22 protein-coding genes are annotated in these 23,122 nt (G+C 61.1%); 14 read left to right on the forward strand and 8 right to left on the reverse strand.

From position 1 onward, the window contains the following. Positions 1-125 precede the first annotated feature (125 nt). The 7 genes from AC23D6_RS18765 to AC23D6_RS18795 all read left to right on the forward strand — a co-directional run bounded on the left by AC23D6_RS18765 (position 126) and on the right by AC23D6_RS18795 (position 6,550). Positions 126-866, forward strand: coding sequence for an SDR family NAD(P)-dependent oxidoreductase (locus tag AC23D6_RS18765; protein ID WP_487750713.1), 741 nt, complete (start codon positions 126-128; stop codon positions 864-866). A gap of 242 nt (positions 867-1,108) precedes the next feature. Continuing rightward, positions 1,109-1,432 (forward strand): helix-turn-helix transcriptional regulator, encoded by a 324-nt coding sequence (locus tag AC23D6_RS18770; protein ID WP_487750714.1) that lies wholly within the window; start codon positions 1,109-1,111, stop codon positions 1,430-1,432. A gap of 131 nt (positions 1,433-1,563) precedes the next feature. Further along, positions 1,564-1,851, forward strand: coding sequence for a hypothetical protein (locus AC23D6_RS18775; protein ID WP_487750715.1), 288 nt, complete (start codon positions 1,564-1,566; stop codon positions 1,849-1,851). A 329-nt stretch (positions 1,852-2,180) separates the two neighbouring features. Then, complete coding sequence (locus AC23D6_RS18780; RefSeq protein WP_487750716.1) at positions 2,181-2,858, forward strand: methylamine utilization protein; 678 nt, start codon at positions 2,181-2,183, stop codon at positions 2,856-2,858. Further along, on the forward strand, positions 2,855-5,203 hold the full coding sequence (locus AC23D6_RS18785) for a putative bifunctional diguanylate cyclase/phosphodiesterase (RefSeq protein ID WP_487750717.1): 2,349 nt from the start codon (positions 2,855-2,857) through the stop codon (positions 5,201-5,203). Before AC23D6_RS18780 ends, AC23D6_RS18785 begins: the two co-directional genes overlap by 4 nt. Next, complete coding sequence (locus AC23D6_RS18790) at positions 5,200-6,072, forward strand: DUF3034 family protein (protein WP_487750718.1); 873 nt, start codon at positions 5,200-5,202, stop codon at positions 6,070-6,072. The genes AC23D6_RS18785 and AC23D6_RS18790 overlap by 4 nt, the downstream gene beginning before the upstream one ends. A gap of 1 nt (position 6,073) precedes the next feature. After that, a complete protein-coding gene (locus AC23D6_RS18795) occupies positions 6,074-6,550 on the forward strand; it encodes a group I truncated hemoglobin (RefSeq protein WP_487750719.1) in 477 nt (158 codons plus the stop codon). 216 nt (positions 6,551-6,766) lie between these two features. Here AC23D6_RS18795 and AC23D6_RS18800 read toward each other — a convergent pair whose 3' ends face one another. Together AC23D6_RS18800 and AC23D6_RS18805 are read right to left on the reverse strand one after the other, a co-directional pair. After that, complete coding sequence (locus AC23D6_RS18800) at positions 6,767-7,312, reverse strand: VOC family protein (protein WP_487750720.1); 546 nt, start codon at positions 7,310-7,312, stop codon at positions 6,767-6,769. Positions 7,313-7,947: 635 nt separating this feature from the next. Then, on the reverse strand, positions 7,948-8,766 hold the full coding sequence (locus AC23D6_RS18805) for an AraC family transcriptional regulator (protein WP_487752683.1): 819 nt from the start codon (positions 8,764-8,766) through the stop codon (positions 7,948-7,950). A 221-nt stretch (positions 8,767-8,987) separates the two neighbouring features. On the opposite strand from AC23D6_RS18805, the gene AC23D6_RS18810 reads away from it, so the two are divergent. Together AC23D6_RS18810 and AC23D6_RS18815 are read left to right on the forward strand one after the other, a co-directional pair. Next, positions 8,988-9,731, forward strand: a complete 744-nt coding sequence (locus tag AC23D6_RS18810; protein ID WP_487750721.1) for an SDR family NAD(P)-dependent oxidoreductase — start codon at positions 8,988-8,990, stop codon at positions 9,729-9,731. A 408-nt stretch (positions 9,732-10,139) separates the two neighbouring features. Then, positions 10,140-10,424 carry a helix-turn-helix transcriptional regulator gene (locus tag AC23D6_RS18815; protein ID WP_487752684.1) on the forward strand — a complete coding sequence of 95 codons (285 nt, stop codon included), beginning with the start codon at positions 10,140-10,142 and terminating at the stop codon, positions 10,422-10,424. A 663-nt stretch (positions 10,425-11,087) separates the two neighbouring features. Here AC23D6_RS18815 and AC23D6_RS18820 read toward each other — a convergent pair. From AC23D6_RS18820 to AC23D6_RS18840, 5 genes are all read right to left on the reverse strand, one after another. Then, positions 11,088-13,277, reverse strand: a complete 2,190-nt coding sequence (locus AC23D6_RS18820) for a xanthine dehydrogenase family protein molybdopterin-binding subunit (protein WP_487750722.1) — start codon at positions 13,275-13,277, stop codon at positions 11,088-11,090. Next, positions 13,274-13,774: a (2Fe-2S)-binding protein gene (locus tag AC23D6_RS18825; protein ID WP_487750723.1), complete on the reverse strand. Its 501-nt coding sequence runs from the start codon at positions 13,772-13,774 to the stop codon at positions 13,274-13,276. Before AC23D6_RS18825 ends, AC23D6_RS18820 begins: the two co-directional genes overlap by 4 nt. Positions 13,775-13,876: 102 nt before the next feature. Further along, a complete protein-coding gene (locus tag AC23D6_RS18830) occupies positions 13,877-14,719 on the reverse strand; it encodes an oxidoreductase (protein ID WP_487750724.1) in 843 nt (280 codons plus the stop codon). 25 nt (positions 14,720-14,744) lie between these two features. After that, the gene (locus AC23D6_RS18835; RefSeq protein ID WP_487750725.1) at positions 14,745-15,410 is read right to left on the reverse strand and encodes an SDR family oxidoreductase; all 666 of its coding nucleotides are present in this window, start codon (positions 15,408-15,410) and stop codon (positions 14,745-14,747) included. Positions 15,411-15,437: 27 nt separating this feature from the next. Continuing rightward, positions 15,438-15,899: a VOC family protein gene (locus AC23D6_RS18840; protein WP_487750726.1), complete on the reverse strand. Its 462-nt coding sequence runs from the start codon at positions 15,897-15,899 to the stop codon at positions 15,438-15,440. Positions 15,900-15,989: 90 nt separating this feature from the next. Between AC23D6_RS18840 and AC23D6_RS18845 the strand changes: the two genes are divergently transcribed. Further along, the gene (locus AC23D6_RS18845) at positions 15,990-16,964 is read left to right on the forward strand and encodes a LysR family transcriptional regulator (RefSeq protein WP_487750727.1); all 975 of its coding nucleotides are present in this window, start codon (positions 15,990-15,992) and stop codon (positions 16,962-16,964) included. Between the two features lie 98 nt (positions 16,965-17,062). Further along, entirely contained in the window at positions 17,063-19,243 is a 2,181-nt protein-coding gene (locus AC23D6_RS18850) for a xanthine dehydrogenase family protein molybdopterin-binding subunit (protein ID WP_487750728.1), read from the forward strand. 31 nt (positions 19,244-19,274) lie between these two features. On the opposite strand, the gene AC23D6_RS18855 is transcribed toward AC23D6_RS18850, so the two are convergent. Next, positions 19,275-20,321, reverse strand: coding sequence for an NAD(P)-dependent alcohol dehydrogenase (locus AC23D6_RS18855; protein WP_487750729.1), 1,047 nt, complete (start codon positions 20,319-20,321; stop codon positions 19,275-19,277). 301 nt (positions 20,322-20,622) lie between these two features. Here AC23D6_RS18855 and AC23D6_RS18860 point away from each other — a divergent pair, with 301 nt between their 5' ends. The 3 genes from AC23D6_RS18860 (at position 20,623) to AC23D6_RS18870 (ending at position 23,071) form a co-directional block, all read left to right on the forward strand. Further along, a complete protein-coding gene (locus tag AC23D6_RS18860; RefSeq protein ID WP_487750730.1) occupies positions 20,623-21,384 on the forward strand; it encodes an SDR family NAD(P)-dependent oxidoreductase in 762 nt (253 codons plus the stop codon). A gap of 30 nt (positions 21,385-21,414) precedes the next feature. Next, entirely contained in the window at positions 21,415-21,717 is a 303-nt protein-coding gene (locus AC23D6_RS18865) for a putative quinol monooxygenase (RefSeq protein WP_487750731.1), read from the forward strand. 847 nt (positions 21,718-22,564) lie between these two features. Then, the gene (locus AC23D6_RS18870; RefSeq protein ID WP_487752685.1) at positions 22,565-23,071 is read left to right on the forward strand and encodes a helix-turn-helix transcriptional regulator; all 507 of its coding nucleotides are present in this window, start codon (positions 22,565-22,567) and stop codon (positions 23,069-23,071) included. The last annotated feature ends 51 nt before the right edge of the window (positions 23,072-23,122 follow it).

Genomic DNA, 23,122 nt, shown 5'->3' on the forward strand with positions numbered 1-23,122 from the left:
CGGCTTGCGGCATGAAGAGACAGTGCCGGACGCCTGCATGGTCGAGATACTGTTCGTGGCCAGTGCGATGCCAAGCGCACGTGTCGCGCGGCGCACCCCCGGCCCCTCTCGTCTACAGGATCGACATGACCAGCCTCATTGGAAAGCGCGCACTCGTCACCGGCGGCTCGCGAGGTATCGGTGCCGCCATCGCCACGGCGCTGGCGGACGCCGGCGCGGACGTTGCGTTCACCTACCGGAACTCGACTAAAAAGGCCCACACCGTGGTCACCGCTATCCTAGGCACGGGGCGGCGTGGGCTTGCCCTTCATGCCGACAGTGCCGAGCCGGAGGCGATCACGCGTGCGGTGAACGAGGCGATCGCCTTCCTGGGCGGGCTGGACATTCTCGTGAACAGTGCGGCCATCGCACACAACGGCACCATCGAGACGCTTGACCTGGCCGAATACCAGCACCTCATGGATACGAACGTGCGCGGACCGGTACTGTTCTCCAAAGCCGTCATACCGCACCTGGGCGAGGGTGGGCGCATCATCACGATCGGCTCCGGCTTGTCCGAGCGCGTTCCTTTTCCCGGCGTGACCGCCTACGCGATGACGAAAGCAGCCCTGGTCGCCTTCACACGCGGCCTGTCGCGCGAACTCGGTCCGAAGGGCATTACCGTGAACCTGGTGAATCCCGGTTCTACCGATACGGACGCCAATCCAGCGGATGGCCCGGCAGGGGATTTCCAGCGCGGCATGACCTCGCTCGGCCGCTTCGCGCGGCCTGAAGAGATCGCGTACGCGGTCGCCTTCCTTGCGAGCCCTCAGGCAAGCGTGATCACCGGCGCGTCGCTGACCGCCGATGCCGGCGCGCTTGCGTAGCCCAGGCTTGCATCACGCGTTACTCGTGCGCCGATGCAGTGACCAGAAATCCGCGGGTGGCCATTGGTAGCATCGCGTCCATGGCCGTGTCGATCTCCCCATACGCGCACCGCACACGCGCCGATGTTCCCCACCCGCCCACGAGGAACCGCCTGCGGATGCGCGAGTCTTCCGGTGAATCACGCTTGATACGGCAGGAGCCCGTGCTGTCTCGGCGAGCCAGGTCGAGGTTCCGTTGCGTGATGCTGGCGGTGATCTACATAGAGGCCCGCTTCCGCGACCCTATGTCTCTGGAAGCCATCGCGAGGGCATCGCACATGAGCAGGTTTCACTTCGCTCGTGCATTCCGCGCGGAGACGGGCATGAGCACCATGCAGTATGTCCGCTGGCGACGCGTCCACGAGGCCAAACGCCTCCTTCGAACCGGTGGCATTCCGTTGGCGACCATCGCTACGGATCTTGGATACTTCGATCAGAGTCACTTCACGCGCGCATTCCGCTCGGTAACCGGTTTGCGACCGCAAGAGTACCTCAATGGAGTGGCCCGGCCTGAGCTGAACATATGAACCGCAGTCCCACGCTGTTGTCGTGGCCTGTGCGGTCTGCTGGCGCAGTATTTTCTTGTCGATCCTAGATCGAGGCGGCGATCCAGTCGGCACACTGCGCGCGTCGTCTTGGCCAACCGAAGCCCTGGACAGTGATCGCCGCCATCCACAAGGCGTTGTGCGCCCATTGGCCTAACGGCGTCCTCGTCAATGACGCCGTTGCCCAGGCTGAAAGCGGACAGACCAGTCGCGCCATGTCGATGCTGGATGCGCTCGATCCCGCGCTGGTAGAACGCTATCCGGCATATTGGGTGGCACGGGCACGAGTGCACGCCCTGGCAGGCGATGCAGCGCGGGCGAAGCTTGCCAGGACACGCGCCGCCGGTCTCACCCATGCGCCTGCGGTGCGTGCATACCTCCCGGGCGATTGCGTGCTTTGAAGTTCAGTTGCCCGGTGCGGTCGCCGTCGACACGCTGCATCTCATGACGCGCGACAACGTCAGGCCTTCGTGGGCCAGCTCAAGGCTCCCTTAGCCGATACGGAGATAGAGAGAAGCGCTGTCCCTTCCACGCGCCCCTCATCGGCCAGGCCGGCCCGCGACGAGCTCGTGCATCCGTCGCCGACGATTACGCGTAACGTCAGTTTCTGCCCAGAAAGTGCACGACGGCAGCATGCGCGGCAGCCACCTCAAACGCAGGTGTCCACTCAAGCGCGGAGGCACGTGGCACGGGATTTGCTTGCAAAACTTCCGTCAGACAGGGGGATGGCATGGAGGGGCGGCTTCGCGTACCGAGGGTGTGGTTTTGGGGGCTGCTAGCCCTGGGCTTGGCAACGTGTGTCGATGCTGCGGAGGTTCGCCTCGCGGTGGGCAGCGGGAGTGGGCCGGTGGCCGATGCCGTGGTCAGCCTCCACGGCGCCGTGCCCGTGACCACCCGCGCGGCCACCGCGCGCATGGACCAACAGCACTCGGCCTTCATGCCCGCCGTGTTGCCCGTCCAGGTCGGCACGGTGGTGGCCTTTCCCAACCGCGACAATATCCAGCATCACGTCTATTCCTTCTCGCAGCCGCGGCAGTTCGAGATTCCGCTGTACTCGGGCAACAAAGCCACGCCGATCCGCTTCGACAGGGCCGGTGTGGTGGTGGTCGGCTGCAACATCCACGACTGGATGATTGGCCACATCGTGGTGCTCGACACACCCCATTTCGGCAAGACCACCGCCGACGGCCACCTGACGCTGGACGTGCCTCCCGGCCGCTACACGCTGCGCGTATGGCATGTGCGCGGCGATGGTGCGCCACTTGAGCGTACGCTGATCGTTCCGGCGGCGGGCGCCTCCGCGACATTGCAAGTGTCCCTGGCGCCCGCCAGGGAGGACGTACGTGGCAACGATCGCCTGCGCGCGCTACAGCAGAAATTCCGTCAGACGAAGGGCGCTACGCCTTGAAACCGCGCCGTTTCCAGACCCGCGTGATCGCGATGATGATTGGCGTGGTGGCAGCCGCGCAGCTGGCCACGTTCGCCGTAGTGACGGTGGCCACCCAGCGCGCCGTGTCGTCGCGGCTGGAGCAGGAGCTGAGCGTGGGTCAACGCGTATGGGAACAGTTCCAGCAGAATCGTTCGGAACAGCTGCTGGCTTCGGCTTCGGTGCTGGCGGACGACTTCGGCTTCCGCGCGGCCGTAGCAAGCGGTGACGCGCCAACGCTGCGTTCGGCGCTGGGCAACCACGGCACGCGCATCGGCGCCGACCTGGCGTGGCTGCTGGACCGCGATGGCCGCTGGCAGGCCAGCGCCGACGGCATGGCTGCACCGGCGGCGGACGTGCTGGCGGGCATCACGCAACAGGCGGCGCAGGAGGGCGTGGCACTGCAGACGGTGGTGGTGGGGAATGCGCTGTACCTAGTAGTGATGCTACCGGTGCTGGCGCCAGAGCGGGTCGGCTGGCTGGTCGTCGGCCGCCGTTACGACGACGCGGTCGCGCAGCAGTATCGAAGCCTGACCGGTCTGGAAGCCGCCTTCGTCACCCACACCGGTTCCGGCACGCGTGTGCATGCCGCTACCCTGCCCGCCGACCAGCGCGCAATGTTCGCCAACGTCTGGGCGCCGGGCGGCGACCACGTGCGCGAGCTCGCGGTGGGCGGCGACCACTACCTATCCGATTCGCATCCGCTTACCCCCGGCGACGACGCGCGACTGATATTGCTGGATTCGTACGACCGAGCACTGGCGCCGTACCGCACGCTGCGTTCGCGCATCCTGCTGCTGTCCGGGCTGGCGACCCTGCTGTCCGTCGGCGTGGCCGTGGCGCTGGGTCGCGGCATCAGCCTGCCGGTGTCGCGGCTGGCGCAGGCGGCACAGCGCATACAGGCCGGCGATTACTCGCAGGCACCAGCCTCCGGCGGCAGCCGCGAGATCGTGGAGTTGGCCGGCGCGCTCGGGCGCATGCAGGCCGACATCGCCGCACGTGAAGAGCGCATCCTGTACCAGGCGCATCACGATGGACTGACCGGACTCCCCAACCGCCGCCATGCCTACGACCGCCTGCAGGCGGCGATCGATGCGGGCGGCGACGTGGCCGTCCTGGTGATGGACGTGAACCGCTTCAAGGAAATCAACGACACCCTGGGCCATGCATTCGGCGACCAGGTGCTGCGCGAAGTGGCGCGGCGACTGCGTGGCACACTGGATGACACGCAACTGGTGGCGCGCCTGGGGGGCGATGAATTCATGGTGATGCTGCCGGGGTTGTCCTGCGAGGCCGCGCGTGCGCAGGCGCAGGCCCTGTGGCATGCGTTGAAGCAGCCGCTGGACCTGTCCAGCACTCGGGTGGGTGTCGAAGGCAGCTTCGGCCTGGCCTGCCATCCGCAGCATGGCGACGATCCTGACACGCTGCTGCGCCGCGCCGATATCGCGCTGTACGACGCCAAGGCCGCGCACGGCGGCATCGCGGTCTACCAGCCGGGCCGCGATGAATCGCACCTGCGGCAGCTGCAGCTGATGACGGACCTGCGCCAGGCGATCGTGCGTGGGCAGTTGGAGCTGAAGTTCCAGCCCAAGCTCGACGCGGCCAGCGTGCATGTGCAGCACGTGGAGGCACTGGTCCGCTGGCGCCATCCGGTGCTCGGGCCGGTGGCGCCGGATGAATTCATTCCCCTGGCGGAGCGATCGGGCTTCATCCACGAGCTGACGCGCTTCGTGCTGGACCAGGCCATGGCCTTCAATGCCGCGTGGCGCGCCGCAGGCCTGGACCTGGGGCTGGCGGTCAACCTGTCGGCGATGGACCTGCTGGATGCGGATCTTCCGGACTACATTGAAGAGCGGCTCGCGATACATGGTGTGCGTGCGGAAAGGATGATCCTGGAAGTCACCGAAAGCGCGCTGATGCAGGACATCGAGTACGCGCTGCGCATGCTGCACCGGCTTAAAGCATGTGGCGTGCGACTGGCGATCGACGACTTCGGCACCGGCTATTCCTCGCTGGCGCAGCTCAAACGTATGCCAGTGGATGAGTTGAAGATCGACAAGAGCTTCGTCATGCAGTTGGAAGAAGGCAGCGACGATGCGGTGATCGTGCGTTCCACCATCGAGCTGGGTCACAACATGGGCCTGTCGGTGATCGCCGAGGGTGTGGAGAACGACCGCGCGCTGGCCCTGCTGCGCCACTACCGCTGCGACATGGTGCAGGGCTATCTGTTCAGCGCGCCACTCGGTAGCGCCGATCTGCTGGACTGGTGCCGTCGCCGACAAGCCGCGGTGCCCGCCGACGACCTCACGCTGGAAACCGACCCATGACCCCTTCCCTCCGTGCCCTGCCGCTGGCCTGTTCGCTGGCCGCGCTGCTCCTGGCGCTGCCCGCTTTCGCCGGTCAGGGGCGCCTATTGGCCACCAGCGGCGCTACCCAGATCGAGGGCGCGGCGGGGGGCGGCATCGTGCCCTGGGCGGTGTTGTCCGGTTATGGCACCGACACGCAGCATGGCGGTACCGCCTTCTACACACGCGTGGATACCGGCGACTATGCGCTGGACGCCTACGGTGCGTCGTACACCTTCCGGAACCGGGTGGAACTTTCGTTCGCGCGGCAGTCCTTCGACCTGGGCGAACTGCAGCGACAGCTCGCGCTGCCCTGGAATGCGTTGGAACAGGACATCTACGGCATGAAGGTGCGGCTGGCCGGCGATCTGGTCTACAGCTACCTGCCGCAGGTCAGCGTAGGCGTGCAGCACAAGCGCCTGCGCGACGGCGCACTGCCGCTGGCGGTGGGGGCGCGCGATGCTCACGGCACCGATGGCTACGTCAGCGCCAGCAAGCTGTTCCTCGATGCCGCCGGCGGCTACCAGTTGCTGCTCAATGCCACCCTGCGCTCGACCAGCGCCAACCAGACGGGCCTCCTCGGCTTCGGCGGCGACCGGCGTGCGGACCGCCAGTGGGTGTGGGAAGGCTCAGCGGCCGTGCTGCTGGATCCGCGTCTGGCGGTCGGCGTGGAGTATCGCCAGAAGCCCGACAACCTGGGTTTCGCCCGCGAGGACGACTGGCGCGACGTATTCATCGCGTGGTTCCCCAACAAGCATGTCGCCGTGGTCGGCGCCTGGGCGGACCTGGGCAGCATCGCCACGCTGGACGACCAGCACGGCGCCTACGTGTCCGTGCAGTGGAGCTTCTGACATGACGATCCAACGCCTGGTCACGGTGTTGCTGCTGGTGGGCCTGATGACGGTGGCCGGCTGCGCCTCCACGCCGCCGCGCGACGACTCCCTGTACCGCGCACTGGGGCAGCGAAGCGGCATCGAGGCGCTGGTGGAGACGCTGCTGTTCCGCGTGTCCGACGATCCGCGCATCGCCCATCATTTCGCCGACGTGGACATCATCCACCTCAACGACCGGTTGGTGGAATTCCTGTGCGTGCAGTCCGGCGGTCCCTGCGCCTATGCCGGCAAGCCGATGGCCGAGGCCCACAAGCACGTGACCGTTGGCGAAGCCGACTTCAATGCACTGGTCGAGGATCTGATGTGGGCGATGGACGAGCGTGAGCTGCCGCGCACGACGCAAAACCGCCTGCTGCGCGTGCTGGCGACGATGCAGAGCGACGTGGTGCGTCGTGGACCGCCGCCGCAAGAAGCGCCGCTTCTACCGAACCGCTGACGGACAGACCGCGTAGGGACGTCCGCTTCGGGTCGGAAGCGGACATCCCAAGCTGCACGTCGGCTATCGGCCAGAAGCAGACATTGGCCTGCATCCCTCTAGTCCGATTGGCGCATTGTCCCGGAACTCCTGCGGAGTCTTCCGGCAGTTGAGCGCCAGCCCGATGGGGCTGGCACCAGTGATGCGTATCGCGTCGGTGAGAGTTTCGTCGATGCTTCACAGCACTTCGGCGAGCTCAATCAGATTTCCCCAAGGATCAGCAATGAAGGCGAGCTTACGGCCCACCACCGGCAGTTCGAAGGGTTCGGTGACGATGGTTACACCGCGGCTACGCAGCTCCTCGACCGTTGCATCGATGTCTTCGACATTGAGGCAGAAATGGTGGTAGCCAGCCTGGCGAAGACTGTCACCCAGATCCTTGTAGGTGGGCTTCTCGATGGGGCTGGGGTTGCCGTCGCCGAGGATTTCAATGAAGAAGTTGTCGTCGTTCGGCGGAGCAATGTAGGCAAGTCGCTGGGCTGAATACGGCCATTCATGTACAACGCGGAAGTCCAGCTTCTCGACGTACCAGCGGCGCGCGGCCTCGTAGTCCGGAACGCGCACAGCGACATGATGGCCCTTCATCGACGCAAAGGGGCTGGAAGTGTTCTTGGCAGGCACAACAACACGGACGGGGGCCGAGGTGGTCTCTTGGGCTACAGCGGGAGGGGCGACAACAGCGGCAAGCGCGAGCAGAAGCGCAAAAGGCTTGAGTAGAGACATGGCGTGAACTCCTGAAAGTGGGCCGCGGCGGAATGCAGCGGTTGACGCACAAGGTAGTCACGGCGAATTACTGAGTGAATCTTCTGAATCGTTTATGTACTTTGAACCAAGAGTGCATAGCTTGGAGCGTTGATCTCGTCGAGAGTGCTACTGCTCCGAGTCCGCACATGCCTCTTCAACTAGGCGATTGGGCTTAAGCGTCTTTGGCTGAGGTTGAGTGACTAATGGGTCCGATCGACCACTTTACGGTCCGCTGATCGATGCAGTCGTGCACTGGAGAGTCCGCAAGCTCATCTAGAAGCCGATGGATGGCTCGAGTGCCCTCAGCCACGCTGTCCCAACAAATCACGTCCACCACGGTGCCATCGTCTCGCTGTGACATGTATCGTGTCCGAAAGCCTGGCTGGCGAATGAGCCAAGAATCGACATCGGCATTCGCGGAGATGAAGTCTTTGAGTTTTAGTCCCTGCCTAAGCTTGAACGTGGTCACTTCAAGTGCGGGAACTTTGGAGTTTGCGGGCATGGGCGGCTCCTGAGGTGTATGCGCCTCCAGCGTGCAGAGCTGCCACGCCTTCTGCCGCTCTAATTGTGGCGAAGATCTGCCCAATCCTGCTTTCGTGACCCGGAGCAGGCTCTCAGGCAGGTACTCCGCGGAACGCCTGCATGATCCGTGCGGCATCCTGAGAAGGGGGCAGACCGAATGCGCGTGCATACTCACGACTGAACTGAGTTGCGCTTTCGTAACCTACATCCAGCGCAACGGCAGTGACACTCCTGCCGTGCGCCGTAAGCAGTTGGCGCGCCTGCAGCAGGCGTAGTTGTTTCTGGTACTGAAGGGGACTCAAAGCAGTTGCCGCCTTGAAGTTCCGATGAAACGCCGACTCGCTCATCGCCGCACGGTCGGCGAGCGCAGCGATTCTCAATGGCTGCGCATAGTTCTCACGTATGCATTGAATCGCCCTGCGTAGTCTCGCTAGCGTTGAATCAGGAGTAGCCACGGCTCTCAACACCCCACCATGGGGACCCTGAAGTGCGCGATACATAATTTCGCGCTCATACACTGGAGCTAAGGCCGGGATATCGGCTGGCCGCTCCATGAGCCCAAGCATCCGCACCCACGCGTCCATCATGTCCGACGTCATGGAAGCCACGCAGAAAGACACTGTATCAGCACGTGCGCCTACTTCCGTCGAAGGCACAGGCAGATCCTGCAGAAGTCCACCAATGGTTTCAGGATCCAGCGTCAAGCTAACAGCCAGATAGGGTGATCCGTCTGCCGCCGCATGCACCTGGCCAACCGCTGGGAGATCTACGGTCATGACGAAATAGGTCGCCGGATTGTAGTGCAGGGTCCGATCACCTACGGTCATCGACTTACCGCCCTGCGAGATCAGATTGATCATCGGATCGTAAAGCGCTGCCAGCGCGTGTTCCGGGATCTCTCCTTGAACCATCGCCACGCGAGGAATGCCAGTCTCCGTCCGGCGGTTTTGGGCACCTCGGGTGAGGCGCCTGAGTTCTTGCAAGGCCAATTCCATAGGCCACATGAGACTACGAGGGGACCTTTCGAGCAACCCTCAAGAGCAGGATCAGGCAGGCGCGCGCCAGCTTCCGGCAAGCCTCGGCCCAGGCCGACTTCTAATCTGAGCACACCCTCAGAAAGGAGTTCAAAGCCATGAAAGTCGCAGTCATTACGGGTGGTAGCCGGGGTATTGGAGCCGCCACCGCTATCGCCGCTGCTCGTCGGGGCATGGGCGTTATCCTGACCTACAACCAGAACCCAGCCGCCGCAGAATCCGTGGTGGTCCGTATCGTCGCTGACGGCGGCAAAGCGGTAGCCCTGCCATTGGATGTGAGCGACTCGCGAAGCTTCGGCACGTTCGCGTCCTCGGTCAGAGAGACCCTGCATACCGTCTGGCGGCAGGACAAGCTTGCAGGCCTGGTCAACAATGCAGGCCACGGGCTGTTCAATCCTATCGAGACTGTCGACGAGTCGCAGTTCGACGGCCTGTTCAACGTACATCTCAAGGGTCCGTTCTTCCTCACTCAGGCCCTGCTCCCACTGCTCGGGCATGGCTCGTCGATCGTCAATCTCACCAGCACGACTACACGGGTGGCCTTCGCAGGCGTAGCACCGTACGCGGCATTCAAGGGTGGGTTAGAAGTACTGAGTCGCTACATGGCCAAGGAATTCAGCGAGCGTGGCATTCGGGTCAACTCGGTGTCGCCTGGCGCTATCCGCACGGAGTTGGGTGGCGGACTAACCCCAGACTTTGAGGCAATGCTGGCATCCCAGACCGCGCTCGGCCGCGTCGGGGAGCCTGAGGACGTCGCAAAAGTCATTGCAACGCTGCTGTCCGACGACGCCGCCTGGGTGAATGCACAATCCATTGAAGTTGCAGGTGGATACAACATCTGATTGACGCGACCACCCACGCACACGAGAACAGCACGGCAGGCCCCTTTGGTTAGGGGCCTGCGACTACGAACTGCTGGTTCAAGCCTCTTTAACCTTTAAGTAGATTATGGGCCCTCCACCCTTCACTAGATTGCGGGTAAACGCACTTAGGGGGAGCTGGATCCCGATGCAGGAATGAATCCGTTGCGACAAGAAGCGAGTACGGCGAGGCTCGTCGCGCAGCTTCGCGTCATGTCGGCTAGGCTTCTTGAGATTCTTGCATCGCGAAGCTCGGATGCCGGCTCTAGGTATCGGCCCGAGTTACTGCGTGCGCTTGAAGCGCTCCACGCAGAGACCCTGCTAACCCAGGGTACGTGCGATATCTCCCGCGGCCTTGCCCCTTGGCAGATGCAACGGGTGACGACCTATATGATCCAAAGGTTGGATCAGCCATTGTGTCTTACGGAAGTCTCCAGCCTCCTCAAGCTCAGTCGCTGGCATTTCTGCACAGCCTTCCGCTGGAGTTCTGGAGATACGCCAGGCAACTGGCTGCAGGCTCGACGTATGGAGAAAGCATGCGACCTGCTTGCCAGCACGTCGATGAGCATCACGGACATCGCTCTTTCCGTCGGCTATCGATCTCCTTCAGCGTTCTGCTCGAGATTTCGGCGCCATACGGGTACCACGCCTACTCGGTTCCGACGACAGCCCTGAATGCCTATCCCCGAGGGCAGGCAGCGCCTGTGTCTATCCAAGCTTTGACCAAGTCGGCAAAGGTCTCCTGGGTACCGGGTGCTGGCTTGCGGCCCGCACCAGGGTTCCATGCCCAGCCGACAAGTGAATCCTCTTCCATATGCTTGTGGATCTGAGCGAGCGTCCGCCCGCCATTGCGCTTGGGATCCTTCAGCTGCTCGCAGATCTGACCAATTGAGAGCCCCTGCCACGCCATCGACTGGGGGGCCAAGGCCCAATGGCTGTTTCCGGGTATCGATGCGATGGGTACAGAGAAGGTGTTTACGTTGTCTTTCTGGTGACACGCTGAGCACTCCAGCCCGGCCACACCATGTCCCGCGGCACCCGCGTGAATCAGAGGAACGTGCGGATGCATGTCATCACCTTGAGTCGGAAACCTGGACACAGGATGGCAGTTCATACAGCGTGGGCTTTGCAGCACGCGTGCGGCTTCAGTGAAAAGACTCTCTGACCTCTGCGTCCTGTCCTTGATTCCTTTGAACTCGGTGGGATCTCGCAGTGCCTCTGCCGCCACAACCTTAGACTCTGTGGAGTCACCCACGGACGGGGCGAGATCGAAGACGCAAGCTACCAGCAGGCCGAGAAGCAGGCCCGCCCCCAGGAGTCGATACATTGGATGCACGTTCATGCTTCCCCCTGCTTGAGCTCCTGAGGGTCGATAGGCAGCGTTCGAACGCGCACGCCCGTCGCATCGAATACAGCATTGGCTACCGCAGCAAAGATGCCTGAAGTACCCGGCTCTCCAACACCCCCAGGCTCTTCATCGCTGGGCATGATGTGAACTTCAATCAAGGGTGCTTCATGCATCCTCAGAATTGGGTAGGTATCGAAGTTTGCTTGCTGGACTCGACCACCCTCGACTGTGATGCGTCCGTACAAGACCGCCGATATCCCGAAGTTGATTCCCCCCTCGAGCTGGGCCCGCACGATGTCTGGGTTCACAGCCAAGCCTGTGTCCACAACGCAATCCACGCGTTCGACACGTACTGAACCTGATGGTGAAACAAGAACCTGTGCCGCCATCGCCAAATGGCTACCGAAGGCATGGAAGACGGCTAGCCCCTTTCCACGGCGTCCTTGGCCAGCAGGTGGTTGCTGAGCCTGGCTCGACCAAAGCGATCGCTCCGACAGCGTCTGCAGCACCGCACGGGCGCGAGGCGCACCTTTCATGAGCTTGACGCGGTATGACACGGAATCGCGCCCGGCGCGGCGTGCCAAGTCCTCAATGACGCTCTCAACAATGTACACATTCCGAGATGGGCCGACACCTCGCCAGTTCCCGGTATTCAGGCCGGGAGGCGCCTCGTTCCGCACGAACTCAACATGTACGTTGTCGATGTCGTAAGGCCCGCTCGCGCAGTCGACCACGTCCAGATCAACACCATCTTTCTGGTAGACCGGCAGGAACCGCGCCATGATGTTAGGACCCACAAGGCGGTGACGCCAACTTATGGGACGTCCGTCTGCATCGACTCCCACCTTTACGTGGCTGTGGTTGTGATAGCGGTAGTAGTCGTGCTGCATATCCTCTTCGCGACTCCAGAGAACCTGCACCGGACCCTCAATCTGCTTCGCGAATCGAACGGCTTGTGCGACATAGTCCACCTCCAGCCGGCGACCGAATCCTCCGCCTAGGAACTGATTGTGCATGGCCACCCGCTCTGGCGGCAGGCCACAAGCTTCGGCCGCGGTCTGATGAGCTCGAGCTAGGATCTGACTACCAAGCCATACATCACAGCGATCCTCGGCGAGGTGAACCGTGCAGTTCAAGGGCTCCATGGCCGCGTGAGCCAGCATAGGAAGCCGATAAATTGCCTCGATACTCTCTGCAGCACTGGCCTCCGCTTTCTGGATATCGCCGGTGCTCGTGGAGACGATCCCCTGCTTTGCCAGCGCCTGATCTGCCGCTTCGACGAGTTGCTTTGTGCTTACAGTCGATCCGGCCCCGTCATCCCACGTCACTCTGAGTGCGGCAAGGCCCTTTCGGGCCGCCCATGTGTTATCCGCGACAACGGCAACAGCATCCTCGATCTGGACTACTTGCCTAACACCAGGAATCTGCATGGTTTTTGTTGAGTCGACGACAGATACCTTTCCGCCTAACACCGGCGATGCAGAGACGGCCGCATACTTGAGTCCTTTCGGACGGACATCAATGCCGAAGATCGCTTGGCCGTTAATCTTTGTCGGGGTATCCAGCCGCCTTTGCGGGGTGCCGACTGTCCTGTACGCATCCCGCCTCTTCAGTGTCGGCGAGTGCGGAACAGGCAAAGCAGCAGCCTCCGCCGCGAGCTCACCATAGCCGAGGGTACGGCCAGACGGCTTGTGGACGACTCTTCCGTCAGCAGCTAAACAGCTCGACGACCTGACTTTCCAACGCTTGGCTGCGGCACTCACTAACATCATTCGGGCCGCAGCCCCTGCCGAGCGCATGGTCATCCATGAGCCTCGCAAGGATCCAGATCCGCCCGTGATCTGACCTCCAAATAGCGGGCTTGCATACATAGGTTCTTGCGGAGGAGCGGCCTCAAGCACGACCCTTGAGGGATCAACCTCAAGCTCCTCAGCGAGGATCTGCGCCTGGGAGGTGTATGCACCCTGACCCATCTCCACGTACGGAAGGATCAAAGTGATCTTTCCAGTCGGGTCAATGCGGATGTATGCAAGCGGTGTAGGCGCGGGAGCCTGTTGTGCTGGCGTACGGAGTGGAAATCCCAGCAGCATCGCACCGCCGGTGACGGCTGCGGTTGCCAAGAATGCGCGCCTGGTTAATGGCGCGACCGGACTTTCTGGGATTGATCGCGGCGAGCTCATGTCGCCTCCGCTGCAGTCTTCTTCCTCGCTCCTGATGTTTTCAGTTTCTTCGCCGCAAGATGTACTCCCGCGCGAATTCGCCCGTAAGTTCCACACCGGCACAGATTCCCTGACATGACCGCATCAATGTCAGAGTCATTAGGTTCCGGATTGGCCTCGAGAAGAGCGGCCGCAGACATGAGTTGGCCAGACTGGCAGTAGCCGCACTGCACTACGTCCAGTTCAATCCATGCCTGCTGAAGTGCTTGCCCCACCGCGGTCGCGTGAAGCCCCTCAATAGTTCGAACTTCGCTAGTCCCAATGGCCGACACCGGCGTAACGCAGGAGCGACGCGCAAGCCCATCAACGTGGACGGTGCAGGCACCGCACATCGCGATGCCGCACCCAAACTTTGTACCGGTTAGACCATTCACATCACGCAGCACCCAAAGCAGCGGCGTATCAGACTCGACATCTGCGTCGTAACGGGACCCGTTTACTTTCAGCGTATAGCGCATGGCTTGGACTCCCTAGCTGGGCCCAAAAGTAGCGGCCCGTCCGGCGTTCTGCTCGCCTGAAGTTGCGAGCTATATTCCGGAATTGCGAAGCGATCTTGTCAATTAGTGCGCAATCGCGGGCACAAACCCCGTCGACAAGGCGACCTCGCGCCACTGTGCAAGCTCGGCCTCGACTTCGCGATGCTTCTGCTCGATCCGTTGCACAGTATCCGCACCCAACGGCAGCCTACGCGGGGGTTGGCTTGCGTCGACCAGACGCATCACCGCCTGCGCCAGCAGCTCAGGGTCACCTGGCTGTTGACCATCCGCGGCTTGCGCAAACAGCCTTACCGCGCCGACGGTCTCAGCGTAGTCATCGATCCGCGATGCGGTGCTGACAACGGATTTGTCGCTCAGGAAGCTGGTTCGGAAGTATCCCGGCTCAACAACCGTGGCGTGGATTCCAAGAGGTGCGAGCTCGACGCTGAGAGCTTCACTGATTCCTTCCACAGCGAACTTCGTCGCGCAGTAGACTCCAAAGCCTGCCGCCGACGCATAACCGCCAATGGACGAAAAGTTGATCACGTGGCCGGATCGCTGCGCACGCATGTACGGAAGCGTCGCACGCGTGACGTTCAGGAGCCCGAACACATTCGTCGCAAACAGTGCCTCGACCTCTGAAGCACTCGTCTCTTCGATGCCACCGATGACACCGAAGCCCGCGTTGTTAACCAGTATGTCGATGCGTCCGAATCGCGACACCGCGGCACGAACCGCGTCCCGAGCCTGGCTTTCACTGGTGACATCGAGGGCTACGGCGAGCCCGTTGGGGTGTTGAAGCACTGCTTCCGGGATAGTCGACGGATCTCGTGCCGTGGCAACCACGGCGTCACCTGCCGCAAGGGCCTGCGCCGCAATCAACGCTCCGAAGCCACGTGAGGCGCCTGTAATGAACCAAGTGCGCATTGCTATTTCTCCAAGTTCTTAACGATTAGCTGTAGACGATCTCGGGCACCCAGGCTCCCTGCGGCTGCGTGTGCAGCTCCCAGAAAGCATTGGCCACGTCTAGTGCTTCGGTTGAGTCCGGACTTACCAGGCGGCTGACCGTGACGGTGCCGACATGGATGCCTTTCTGGCGAAGTGGCTCGAACAGCGCCAGCGTGGTGGCACGAATGCCCGCCTTACCAACACTGAGGGTCAGGAAGTCGCCGGTTGGCTGAATGCCAAAGCCGCCGCCTGTGAACAGAATCGACACACCGGTACGTCCGGCCAACAGGGGCACTGCGGCCCTAGCTGCTGTCATCGCGCTCACGAGGTTGATATGTGTGTCGGAAATGATCGAATCGACCGACTCCGACTCCAGCGGACGAGTCTGCAGCTCACCAAGGCTGTTGTAGTGCAGGATGCCGGCGTTGTAGTGGATGACCGACAGATCGCTTCCAATACGCTGCACGAGGGCGGCAACGGCTGTCGGGTTCGATGCATCGACGCGCTCAGCGGCGGCCTCATGGCCTTCGCGCTGAAGCTGTGCGACAAACTGCTGAAGACGCTCGGTATTTCGCGCGGCTAGCACTACGCTGTAGCCCTGCTCAGCGAACCGGCGGGCGGTGGCGAGCCCGATGCCGGGGCCCGCACCGATGAGGAGATATGTGGACATGCTATTTTCTCCAATGACTGTTGATGCTTAGCCGATAACCTGGGCAAGCTCGATCAGGTTGCCCCACGGGTCTGCCAGGAAGGCCAAGCGACGGTTGATGACGGGCAGCTCGAACGGCTCGGTAACAATCGTCACGCCGCGACGGCGGAGCTCAGAAACCGTGTCGTCGATGCTGTCGACGTTGATGCAGAAGTGGTGGTAGCCGGCCAGCCGCAGGCTGTCGCCCAGGTCCGTGTAGACGGGCTTCGGCACCGGATGGGGGTTGCCATCCCCCAGCAGCTCGACAAAGAAGCTGTCGTCAGTGGCCGGCGCCACGTAAGCAAGCTTCTGATCGGCGTACGGCCACTCACGGATGACGCGGAAGTCGAGCTTCTCGACGTACCAGCGCTTGGCTGCTTCGAAGTCGGGCACACGAACGGCAATGTGGTGACCCTTCATGGACGCGAAGGGGCTGTTAGTATTCTTGGCGGGGATCTGGTCAGGGGACATGGCGTAATTCCTCGGTCTCATTGATTGGCGGCACAGCGCCGCGATGGAGAGACTAGGAGTTGGCAACCATGTCGAGAATCCACTGGATTGTTGACGTACTATCAACTCATGGTTCAGAAACGAAGTAATGCCGCCCCCTCTGCCCCACAGGTCGCCCCGGTACCGGTGCACCTACCCTCGCTTATTGCCTTTGAAGCGGTGGCACGTCACCTCAATTTCTCGCGTGCTGCTGCTGAGCTGGAAGTCACGCCTACCGCCATCTCGAAGACGGTCAAGCAGCTCGAGGCGCAGATGGGTGTTAGACTTTTTCATCGAACAACGCGGAGCGTCGCCCTCAGTGAGCCAGGTGCGCTGCTTCTAAGCACGCTAGGCCCGGCACTTGAGCAGATGCGGCAGTCGCTGACCCACGTTGGCGGAACCTTTACACAGCCTCTCGGCTCCTTGCGCATCAACACGTCCTATGTCGCTTACGCGTCGCTGATCGAGCCACACCTGGAGAACTTTCTCGAGCGCTATCCTCAGATCAATCTTGAGGTTTCGTTGGATAACTCTCTCAGTGACATTGTTGCCAATGGATTCGATGCCGGAATAAGACTGGGCCATGCGTTGCAGAGAGACATGGTCGCTGTGCCTCTTGGACCCGTTCAGCGTCGACTAGTAGTTGCGTCCCCGGAGTACTTGGCTGCGCATTCAGTACCCCAGTCTCCACAGGAGCTTCTCAATTACAGCTGCATTCGCCAAAGGCTCGCCGGCAAAGGACGATTCTTCGAGTGGGTGTTTCAGCACAGAAAGCAGTCGCTGACAGTTGATGTCCACGGTCGCCTCGTTTTTGATGAGCAGCGCTCAGCGGTTCGCGCGGCAAAACTTGGTTGTGGCTTCGCCTACGTCTTCGAACAGTTCGCCGCTGACGAGTTGAGCTCTGGCGCGTTGGTACCAGTGCTTGAACGGTTTTCCCCCGCAACAGAGACGTTCTATCTTTACTACCCGTCTCGTACGCTTATGCCCGGCAAGCTACGCGCCTTTCTTGAGTTCATGCGTGCTGCAAACTGGAACTCTCCTGGTTGATACTTATCAGCTCGATGAGCTTGCGTCTGCGCGGCGCATATTTCCAATGCAGTTCTTGATTCTTCTATGAGGGTCTTGATATGCGCACTAACCGACCGATGTCACGCAAGAGCGACAATGGCCGTGACAAGAATCTCCTGACACGTCGCGAGTTTCTTCGCGTTAGTGCCGCTGCAGGTGGTGGGCTGTTACTCAGCCTCGCCCTACCTTTGCCTGGTGTGCTGGCAGGAGAGGGCGTCACGTTTGAGCCTGACGCCCATATTCGAATTGACTCGGACGGCGTAATAACCCTCATTGTCCCGCGCGTGGAGATGGGCCAGGGAACCTATACCGCGTTGCCCTTGCTCGTAGCCGAGGAGCTTGAGGTGGACCCACTGCAGATGCGTCTGGAGCACGCGCCGGCAAGCGATCGCCTGTATGCCAACCCCATGTCCGGGTTCCAGAACACTGGTGGCTCAACTTCCATTCGAGCTCACTGGGTGCCTCTGAGGCGGGCCGGTGCGGCAGCGCGGATGATGCTCGTGCAGGCCGCTGCCAAGAATTGGGGTGTCGCGTCAGATGAGTGTCATGCACGGGATGGGCGTGTCATCCATCGTCTATCAGGTAGAACTGCCGCTTACGGGGCGCTCGCCGGAGGGGCGGCGCTGCTGCCAGTCCCCGCGGACGTCACCATCAAGAGCCCTGCCGAGTTTCGCCGCATTGGGCTCCCCATCCACAGGCTCGATGGCGCCGAGAAGGTCAATGGGACGGCGCGCTTTGGCATCGACGCACGCCCTGAGGGCGTCAAGACTGCCGCGATCCTCAGCAGTCCGTTGATTGGGGGCCGCGTTAGGCATGTCGTTGAGGACGAAGCTCTTGCAACTCCCGGCGTGCTACAGGTGGTAAGTCTGGATAGCGCCGTTGCTGTTATCGCAGACCACTATCATGCGGCTCGCAAGGGCATCGCAGCGTTGCGCATAGATTGGGACGAGGGCCCAAGACCCGACTACTCCAGCGAGCGCTTGACGGAAGAACTCAGCGCCGCATCCATCGATGGCGTTGGCGCGGTGTCACGCAACGAGGGCGGTGTTGACGAAGCCATGGCAGCGCCGAATGCCAAGCTTGTCAGCGCAATCTACGAGCAGCCATTGCTCGCTCACGCTTGCATGGAGCCGGTTAATTGCACGGTCCATGTTCGGCAGGATAGTTGCGAGCTTTGGCTTGGGACACAGGTTCCCTCTAGAGCGCAATCCGTTGCCGCCGAGATTACCGGGCTCGATTCAGAGTCGATCATCGTCCATAACCACCTGCTGGGCGGTGGTTTTGGCCGAAGACTGGATGTGGATTATGTGGCACAAGCAGTGCGCATCGCATGCCAGACTCAATGGCCCGTAAAGGTGGTCTGGTCACGGGAGGAAGATACGCGCTCGGGTACCTTCCGACCCTCCCACTACAACAGGCTCTCCGCTTCACTTGACACAGATGGGCTTCCGACCGCGTGGAGGCATCGTGTCACTGGTTCAAGCGTGCTAGCCCGTTGGGCGCCTGCAAGATTCCAGAACAACCTTGATGGAGATGCAATTCGTGATGCCTCCGGACCTTACGCCTTCCCAAACGTCCTCGTGGATTATGTTCGCCAGGAGCCAGCGGAGGGAATCGTGACTGGATTCTGGCGCGGGGTCGGCCACATGCAGAATGCGTTCCCTGTTGAATGCTTCATGGACGAACTAGCGTTTGCTGCAGATGTTGACCCTATCGCATATCGGAAGCGCATGCTGAGCCACCACCCCCGCGCCATACGGGTGCTAGACGAGGTGGCTGCACGATCTGGATGGGGTCGGGAGCTGGCGGCCGGTAAAGGGCTCGGTGTCGCATTGACCTACTGCTTTGGGTCTTACGGTGCGCAAGTTGCGGAGGTTACGGTAGCGGAAAACGGCACGGTCCACGTGGATCGAGTGACGTCCGTCATTGACTGCGGTTTGGCCATTTCTCCCGACACCGTGGTAGCTCAGATGGAAGGTGGGACAGTGTTCGGTCTATCGGCCGTCTTGTTCGGTGACATCACCATACGAGACGGCCGCATCGAGCAGGGCAACTTCGATACGTATCGCATCATGCGGATGAACGAGGCACCCGAGCAGGACGTTCATGTCGTGCCAAGCCAGGAGGACCCTGGTGGAGTCGGCGAGGTTAGTACGGTGACAATCGGACCCGCTGTGGTGAACGCCGTGTTTGCAGCAACAGGCAAGCGGGTGCGAAAGCTCCCCATTCGGCCGCCTCAACTGAGTGCACGCGCATAGGCCTTTCCCGTTGGCCCGATTAGCGCAGCAGTCAGATCGTGGCCATATCAATCACGAATCTGTACTTGATGTCACCGCTCTGCATGCGAGAGAAGGCGTTCTCAATTTCGGCCATAGCGATCTCTTCGATCTCAGCCACGATGTTGTTCTTTGCACAGAAGTCAAGCATCTCCTGCGTCTCGGCTATCCCACCGATCGCGGACCCAGCCAGGCTTCGGCGCCCAATGATGAGCGGGAAGACTGATGGTGACGGATGGGGATGCTCTGGAACGCCCGTCAGGACGTGTGTCCCGTCAAGTTTGAGCAGCGAGAGGAATGGATCGAGGTCGTGCGATGCCGCGACGGTGTCGATAATGAGGTCGAAGCTACGTTCATGTGCCTTCATCTCATCCGCGTTGCGTGACAGTACGACCTCATCCGCGCCAAGTGACAAGGCATCGATTCGCTTTGACTCAGATGAAGTGAACGCCACCACGTGAGCCCCCAGCGCCGCAGCCAGTTTCACGCCCATGTGCCCTAGCCCACCAATGCCGACGATGCCGACTTTCTTTCCACGGCCGGCATGCCAGTGCCTGAGAGGCGACCACATAGTGATGCCCGCGCATAGAAGTGGCGCGACAGCTCGCAGTTCTGACTGAGCGTGAGTTACGCGAAGTACGAAGTACTCGTCCACCACAATTCCAGCGGAGTAACCACCAAAGGTGTTCTCCCCCAGTCCCGATGGATGGCCCCCGTAGGTCCCGGTGAATCCGCTCACGCAGTACTGTTCAAGTCCAGCCAAGCAAGATGGACAGGTTCTATCACTGTCCACCATGCATCCGACTCCGACAATGTCGCCGACGTGATACTTCGCTACAGCTGAGCCGACAGCAGTGACGCGACCCACGATCTCATGGCCCGGAACGATTGGATAGCGCTGCCCTGGCCACTCTCCGCGCGCAGCGTGCAGGTCAGAGTGACAAACACCGCAGTAGAGGATCTCTATTGAGACATCTCGATCTCCGGGCACCCGACGCTCGATGCCAAACGGCGTCAATGGCGATGTAGGTGATTGGGCTGCGTACGCCTTGGTATTCATGCAGATAGCTCCTCAGATGGCGAGAAAGAAGACGGTCGCCCGAGTCACCAGCCCAGAGCGCGCGCGGCCTACTTTGGGCCAGCGCGCTTTTGGCGCGCTCGTTCGTCGTTTCGATCAATGTCGTGAAGTTGCGACCACGATTGGCTATCCGTGCTGTTCTTCAACGATGACAGGCGCTCTGAACGTAGAGTTCATACCCATTGTCCGGCGCGACGGATGATCCTTGCCTTCATCAGAAATACCTTGTGCTCCACATCAGCGGGCAATCCCACGCCCGTCAAATCGAGTAGAGGAAAGGTCAATGAACAAGACAGTTGTTATTACGGGTGCGACATCTGGTATCGGATACACCGCAGCGCTCGCATTTGCTCGTCTTGGAGCGAATGTCGCTGCCTCCGGGCGCCGCGAGGACCGAGGCGCAGAAGTCGCCAGGGAGATCGAGCGGGCCGGAGGGAAAGCGTGGTTCATGACTACCGACGTACAGGACGCGCAGCAGGTCCGGGCATTCGTGGACGGAGCGGCCGAGCGCTTCGGCGGCATTGACGTCCTAGTCACAAACGCGGGCATTGAGCCCCCCCATGTCTTGCCGCTCGCAGACCTCAGCATCGAAGACATCGACGCGGTGCTCGACACGAATCTGCGCGGCACACTCCTCAGTGCCAAGTACGCCATCCCCCATCTCCGCCGACCAGGTGGCGCAATCATTACCGTTTCCTCGCTGTGGGGACGGCAGGGTGGCGCCCTCCTACCTGTCTACTCGGCTACTAAGGGTGGCTCCGAATCCCTTACGCGGGCACTGGCGGTTGAGCTTGGCGCAGAAGGCATTCGAGTGAACTGCGTGGCGCCCGGCTTCATCAAGACTGAAATGTCCGATCGCTTTACACAGGGGCGCGACATGAGTCCCTTCTATGAAGCGAATGTGCCACTCACGCGCATTGGTCAGCCTGATGAGATCGCAGATGCAATGCTGTGGCTTGCCTCCGATCGTGCCTCATACGTAACGGGTCAGACCATCACCGTCGATGGTGGCCACAACATCAAGATGTCCGTGGCTGGAATTTGATCCGGCCCTAATCACAACGAGATATAGCAGATGAATACGACACTTACTCTGATTGCACGCTTGAAGGCAAAGCCGGAATACGCCCAAGAACTGGGTGATGGTCTGAGGGCGTTGATAGAGCCAACGCTGAAAGAAGAGGGCTGCATGGGATACGTCCTGCACCGCGACAATGACGATCTGGCCACTTGGATTCTCTACGAGACTTGGCGCTCTCGCGCTGATCTGGACGCCCACTTCGAGCAAAGTTACACGAAGGCCATGTTGACGCGCTTCCCCGAGATCCTGGCAGCCGAGATGGAACTCACTTTCGCCACGCCTGACGCCACCAGGTAGGAAGAACCTGCTCTCAATCGCTGTAGATGAGAGTGGACTGCCGCCGATCTATGGTCTGCGCTCGATACAGCTGGCACGTTAGCCGCGCTCCGGCGCGGCAACAGCGCACCTCCAACTGAGCTGCTCCTTGGTCACCAACACGTCAACTTCACACGACCCGCAGAAGACGGATGAATAGCGCACCGTGAATAGTTCAGTCACCCATCATTCTGAAGATAGAGGATGCGACGCCGTGGAGGCGCCAGGACCATCTCTGGCAGATCTTTGGACCTATCCAGGTGCTGCGCGGCAAGGCCGATCCGTATCAACAGACTCCCTGACGGGGAAGGATCGCGACAGCGCTACGACAAGTTGGCGAGGTCCGCTTTGCGGCGGCTTCGGGCGAAGGCTCGCCACGATCCGTGCCTTACCCAATGCTCCATTGAAGAGTGAGAGCAGCAGGTGCCGCGCCTCGCGAGCTCGTGAGGTTCGCGATAGGTTGGACGAGCTCGTACGGCTGAACTTTCATACGGATGGATCATGGAGCCCGACCAGCCTGCCCAATCTTCAGATTGTCTCGGCTGACCCTCAAGACGCTCGGACCGCTTCAAGAATCCGTGAACTGAGTCCGCCCACGTCACTCGGGACTCAGAATGAGGGCGAAGTCAGGCCGAGGGCCAGCACATCAGTCGCCGTATTTTTAGATCGCACGTCCCCCTCTTTGTCGATCTACTTCATTCGCCGGGCACCTCGCAGAAACCATGGAGTGCGCTATGCCATCAGATGGCATCCGGACACCGGTACTGTTGTAAGAACTGTTGCCGACGCCCGCGACCATCGGTTTGGTACAGCTGACGGGCGTGCTGCTGTGGCACTGGCGACACCAGAGATCGTCGATGCACTGATTCGGCTGCTTCAGAGTTCCGAGCAACCTCAACACGCTCCGATGCTGTCTCCACTGTACGAGCGGGAGCTCCTGTTCCGCATCCTTCAGAGCCCAGTTGGATGGTCGCTGTTTGCTCGTTTTCCCTCTGACTCAGCGCATGCTCGGGCACAGTTGGTCGCCAAATGGATTGAGTCGAACTACGCACGACCCCTTCGACTGTCAGAGCTTGGCAAGTTCGTCTCCGCGACACCTGCCGTGCTGCATCGCAGCTTCAGAGAGCTCTTTGGAACAAGTCCGCTGCACTATCAGAAGCAGACCAGGCTCATTCGAGCCCGTACGCTACTAGCGACGGGCAGGGGAACTGCTAAAGACATTGCGAGATTTGTTGGCTATCGCAGCGAAACTCAGTTCTCTAGAGACTATGCAAGCAAGTTTGGGTTGCCTCCGAATCGCGATATTGCGCGGCTACGGCGAATCTGCGGATGGTAATGTCCGCTTTGGGTCGAAAGCGGCCGTTCGATGGCCGCTTTGGGTCGAGAG

This window comes from Pseudoxanthomonas sp. G3, assembly GCF_057654715.1.

Coding starts and splice junctions, on each gene's coding strand:
- AC23D6_RS18765 (WP_487750713.1), top strand. CDS start 126: ATGACCAGCCTCATTGGAAAGCGCGCACTCGTCACCGGCGGCTCGCGA.
- AC23D6_RS18770 (WP_487750714.1), top strand. CDS start 1,109: ATGCTGGCGGTGATCTACATAGAGGCCCGCTTCCGCGACCCTATGTCT.
- AC23D6_RS18780 (WP_487750716.1), top strand. CDS start 2,181: ATGGAGGGGCGGCTTCGCGTACCGAGGGTGTGGTTTTGGGGGCTGCTA.
- AC23D6_RS18790 (WP_487750718.1), top strand. CDS start 5,200: ATGACCCCTTCCCTCCGTGCCCTGCCGCTGGCCTGTTCGCTGGCCGCG.
- AC23D6_RS18795 (WP_487750719.1), top strand. CDS start 6,074: ATGACGATCCAACGCCTGGTCACGGTGTTGCTGCTGGTGGGCCTGATG.
- AC23D6_RS18800 (WP_487750720.1), bottom strand. CDS start 7,312: ATGTCTCTACTCAAGCCTTTTGCGCTTCTGCTCGCGCTTGCCGCTGTT.
- AC23D6_RS18805 (WP_487752683.1), bottom strand. CDS start 8,766: ATGGTTCAAGGAGAGATCCCGGAACACGCGCTGGCAGCGCTTTACGAT.
- AC23D6_RS18810 (WP_487750721.1), top strand. CDS start 8,988: ATGAAAGTCGCAGTCATTACGGGTGGTAGCCGGGGTATTGGAGCCGCC.
- AC23D6_RS18815 (WP_487752684.1), top strand. CDS start 10,140: ATGATCCAAAGGTTGGATCAGCCATTGTGTCTTACGGAAGTCTCCAGC.
- AC23D6_RS18820 (WP_487750722.1), bottom strand. CDS start 13,277: ATGAGCTCGCCGCGATCAATCCCAGAAAGTCCGGTCGCGCCATTAACC.
- AC23D6_RS18825 (WP_487750723.1), bottom strand. CDS start 13,774: ATGCGCTATACGCTGAAAGTAAACGGGTCCCGTTACGACGCAGATGTC.
- AC23D6_RS18830 (WP_487750724.1), bottom strand. CDS start 14,719: ATGCGCACTTGGTTCATTACAGGCGCCTCACGTGGCTTCGGAGCGTTG.
- AC23D6_RS18835 (WP_487750725.1), bottom strand. CDS start 15,410: ATGTCCACATATCTCCTCATCGGTGCGGGCCCCGGCATCGGGCTCGCC.
- AC23D6_RS18840 (WP_487750726.1), bottom strand. CDS start 15,899: ATGTCCCCTGACCAGATCCCCGCCAAGAATACTAACAGCCCCTTCGCG.
- AC23D6_RS18850 (WP_487750728.1), top strand. CDS start 17,063: ATGTCACGCAAGAGCGACAATGGCCGTGACAAGAATCTCCTGACACGT.
- AC23D6_RS18855 (WP_487750729.1), bottom strand. CDS start 20,321: ATGAATACCAAGGCGTACGCAGCCCAATCACCTACATCGCCATTGACG.
- AC23D6_RS18860 (WP_487750730.1), top strand. CDS start 20,623: ATGAACAAGACAGTTGTTATTACGGGTGCGACATCTGGTATCGGATAC.
- AC23D6_RS18865 (WP_487750731.1), top strand. CDS start 21,415: ATGAATACGACACTTACTCTGATTGCACGCTTGAAGGCAAAGCCGGAA.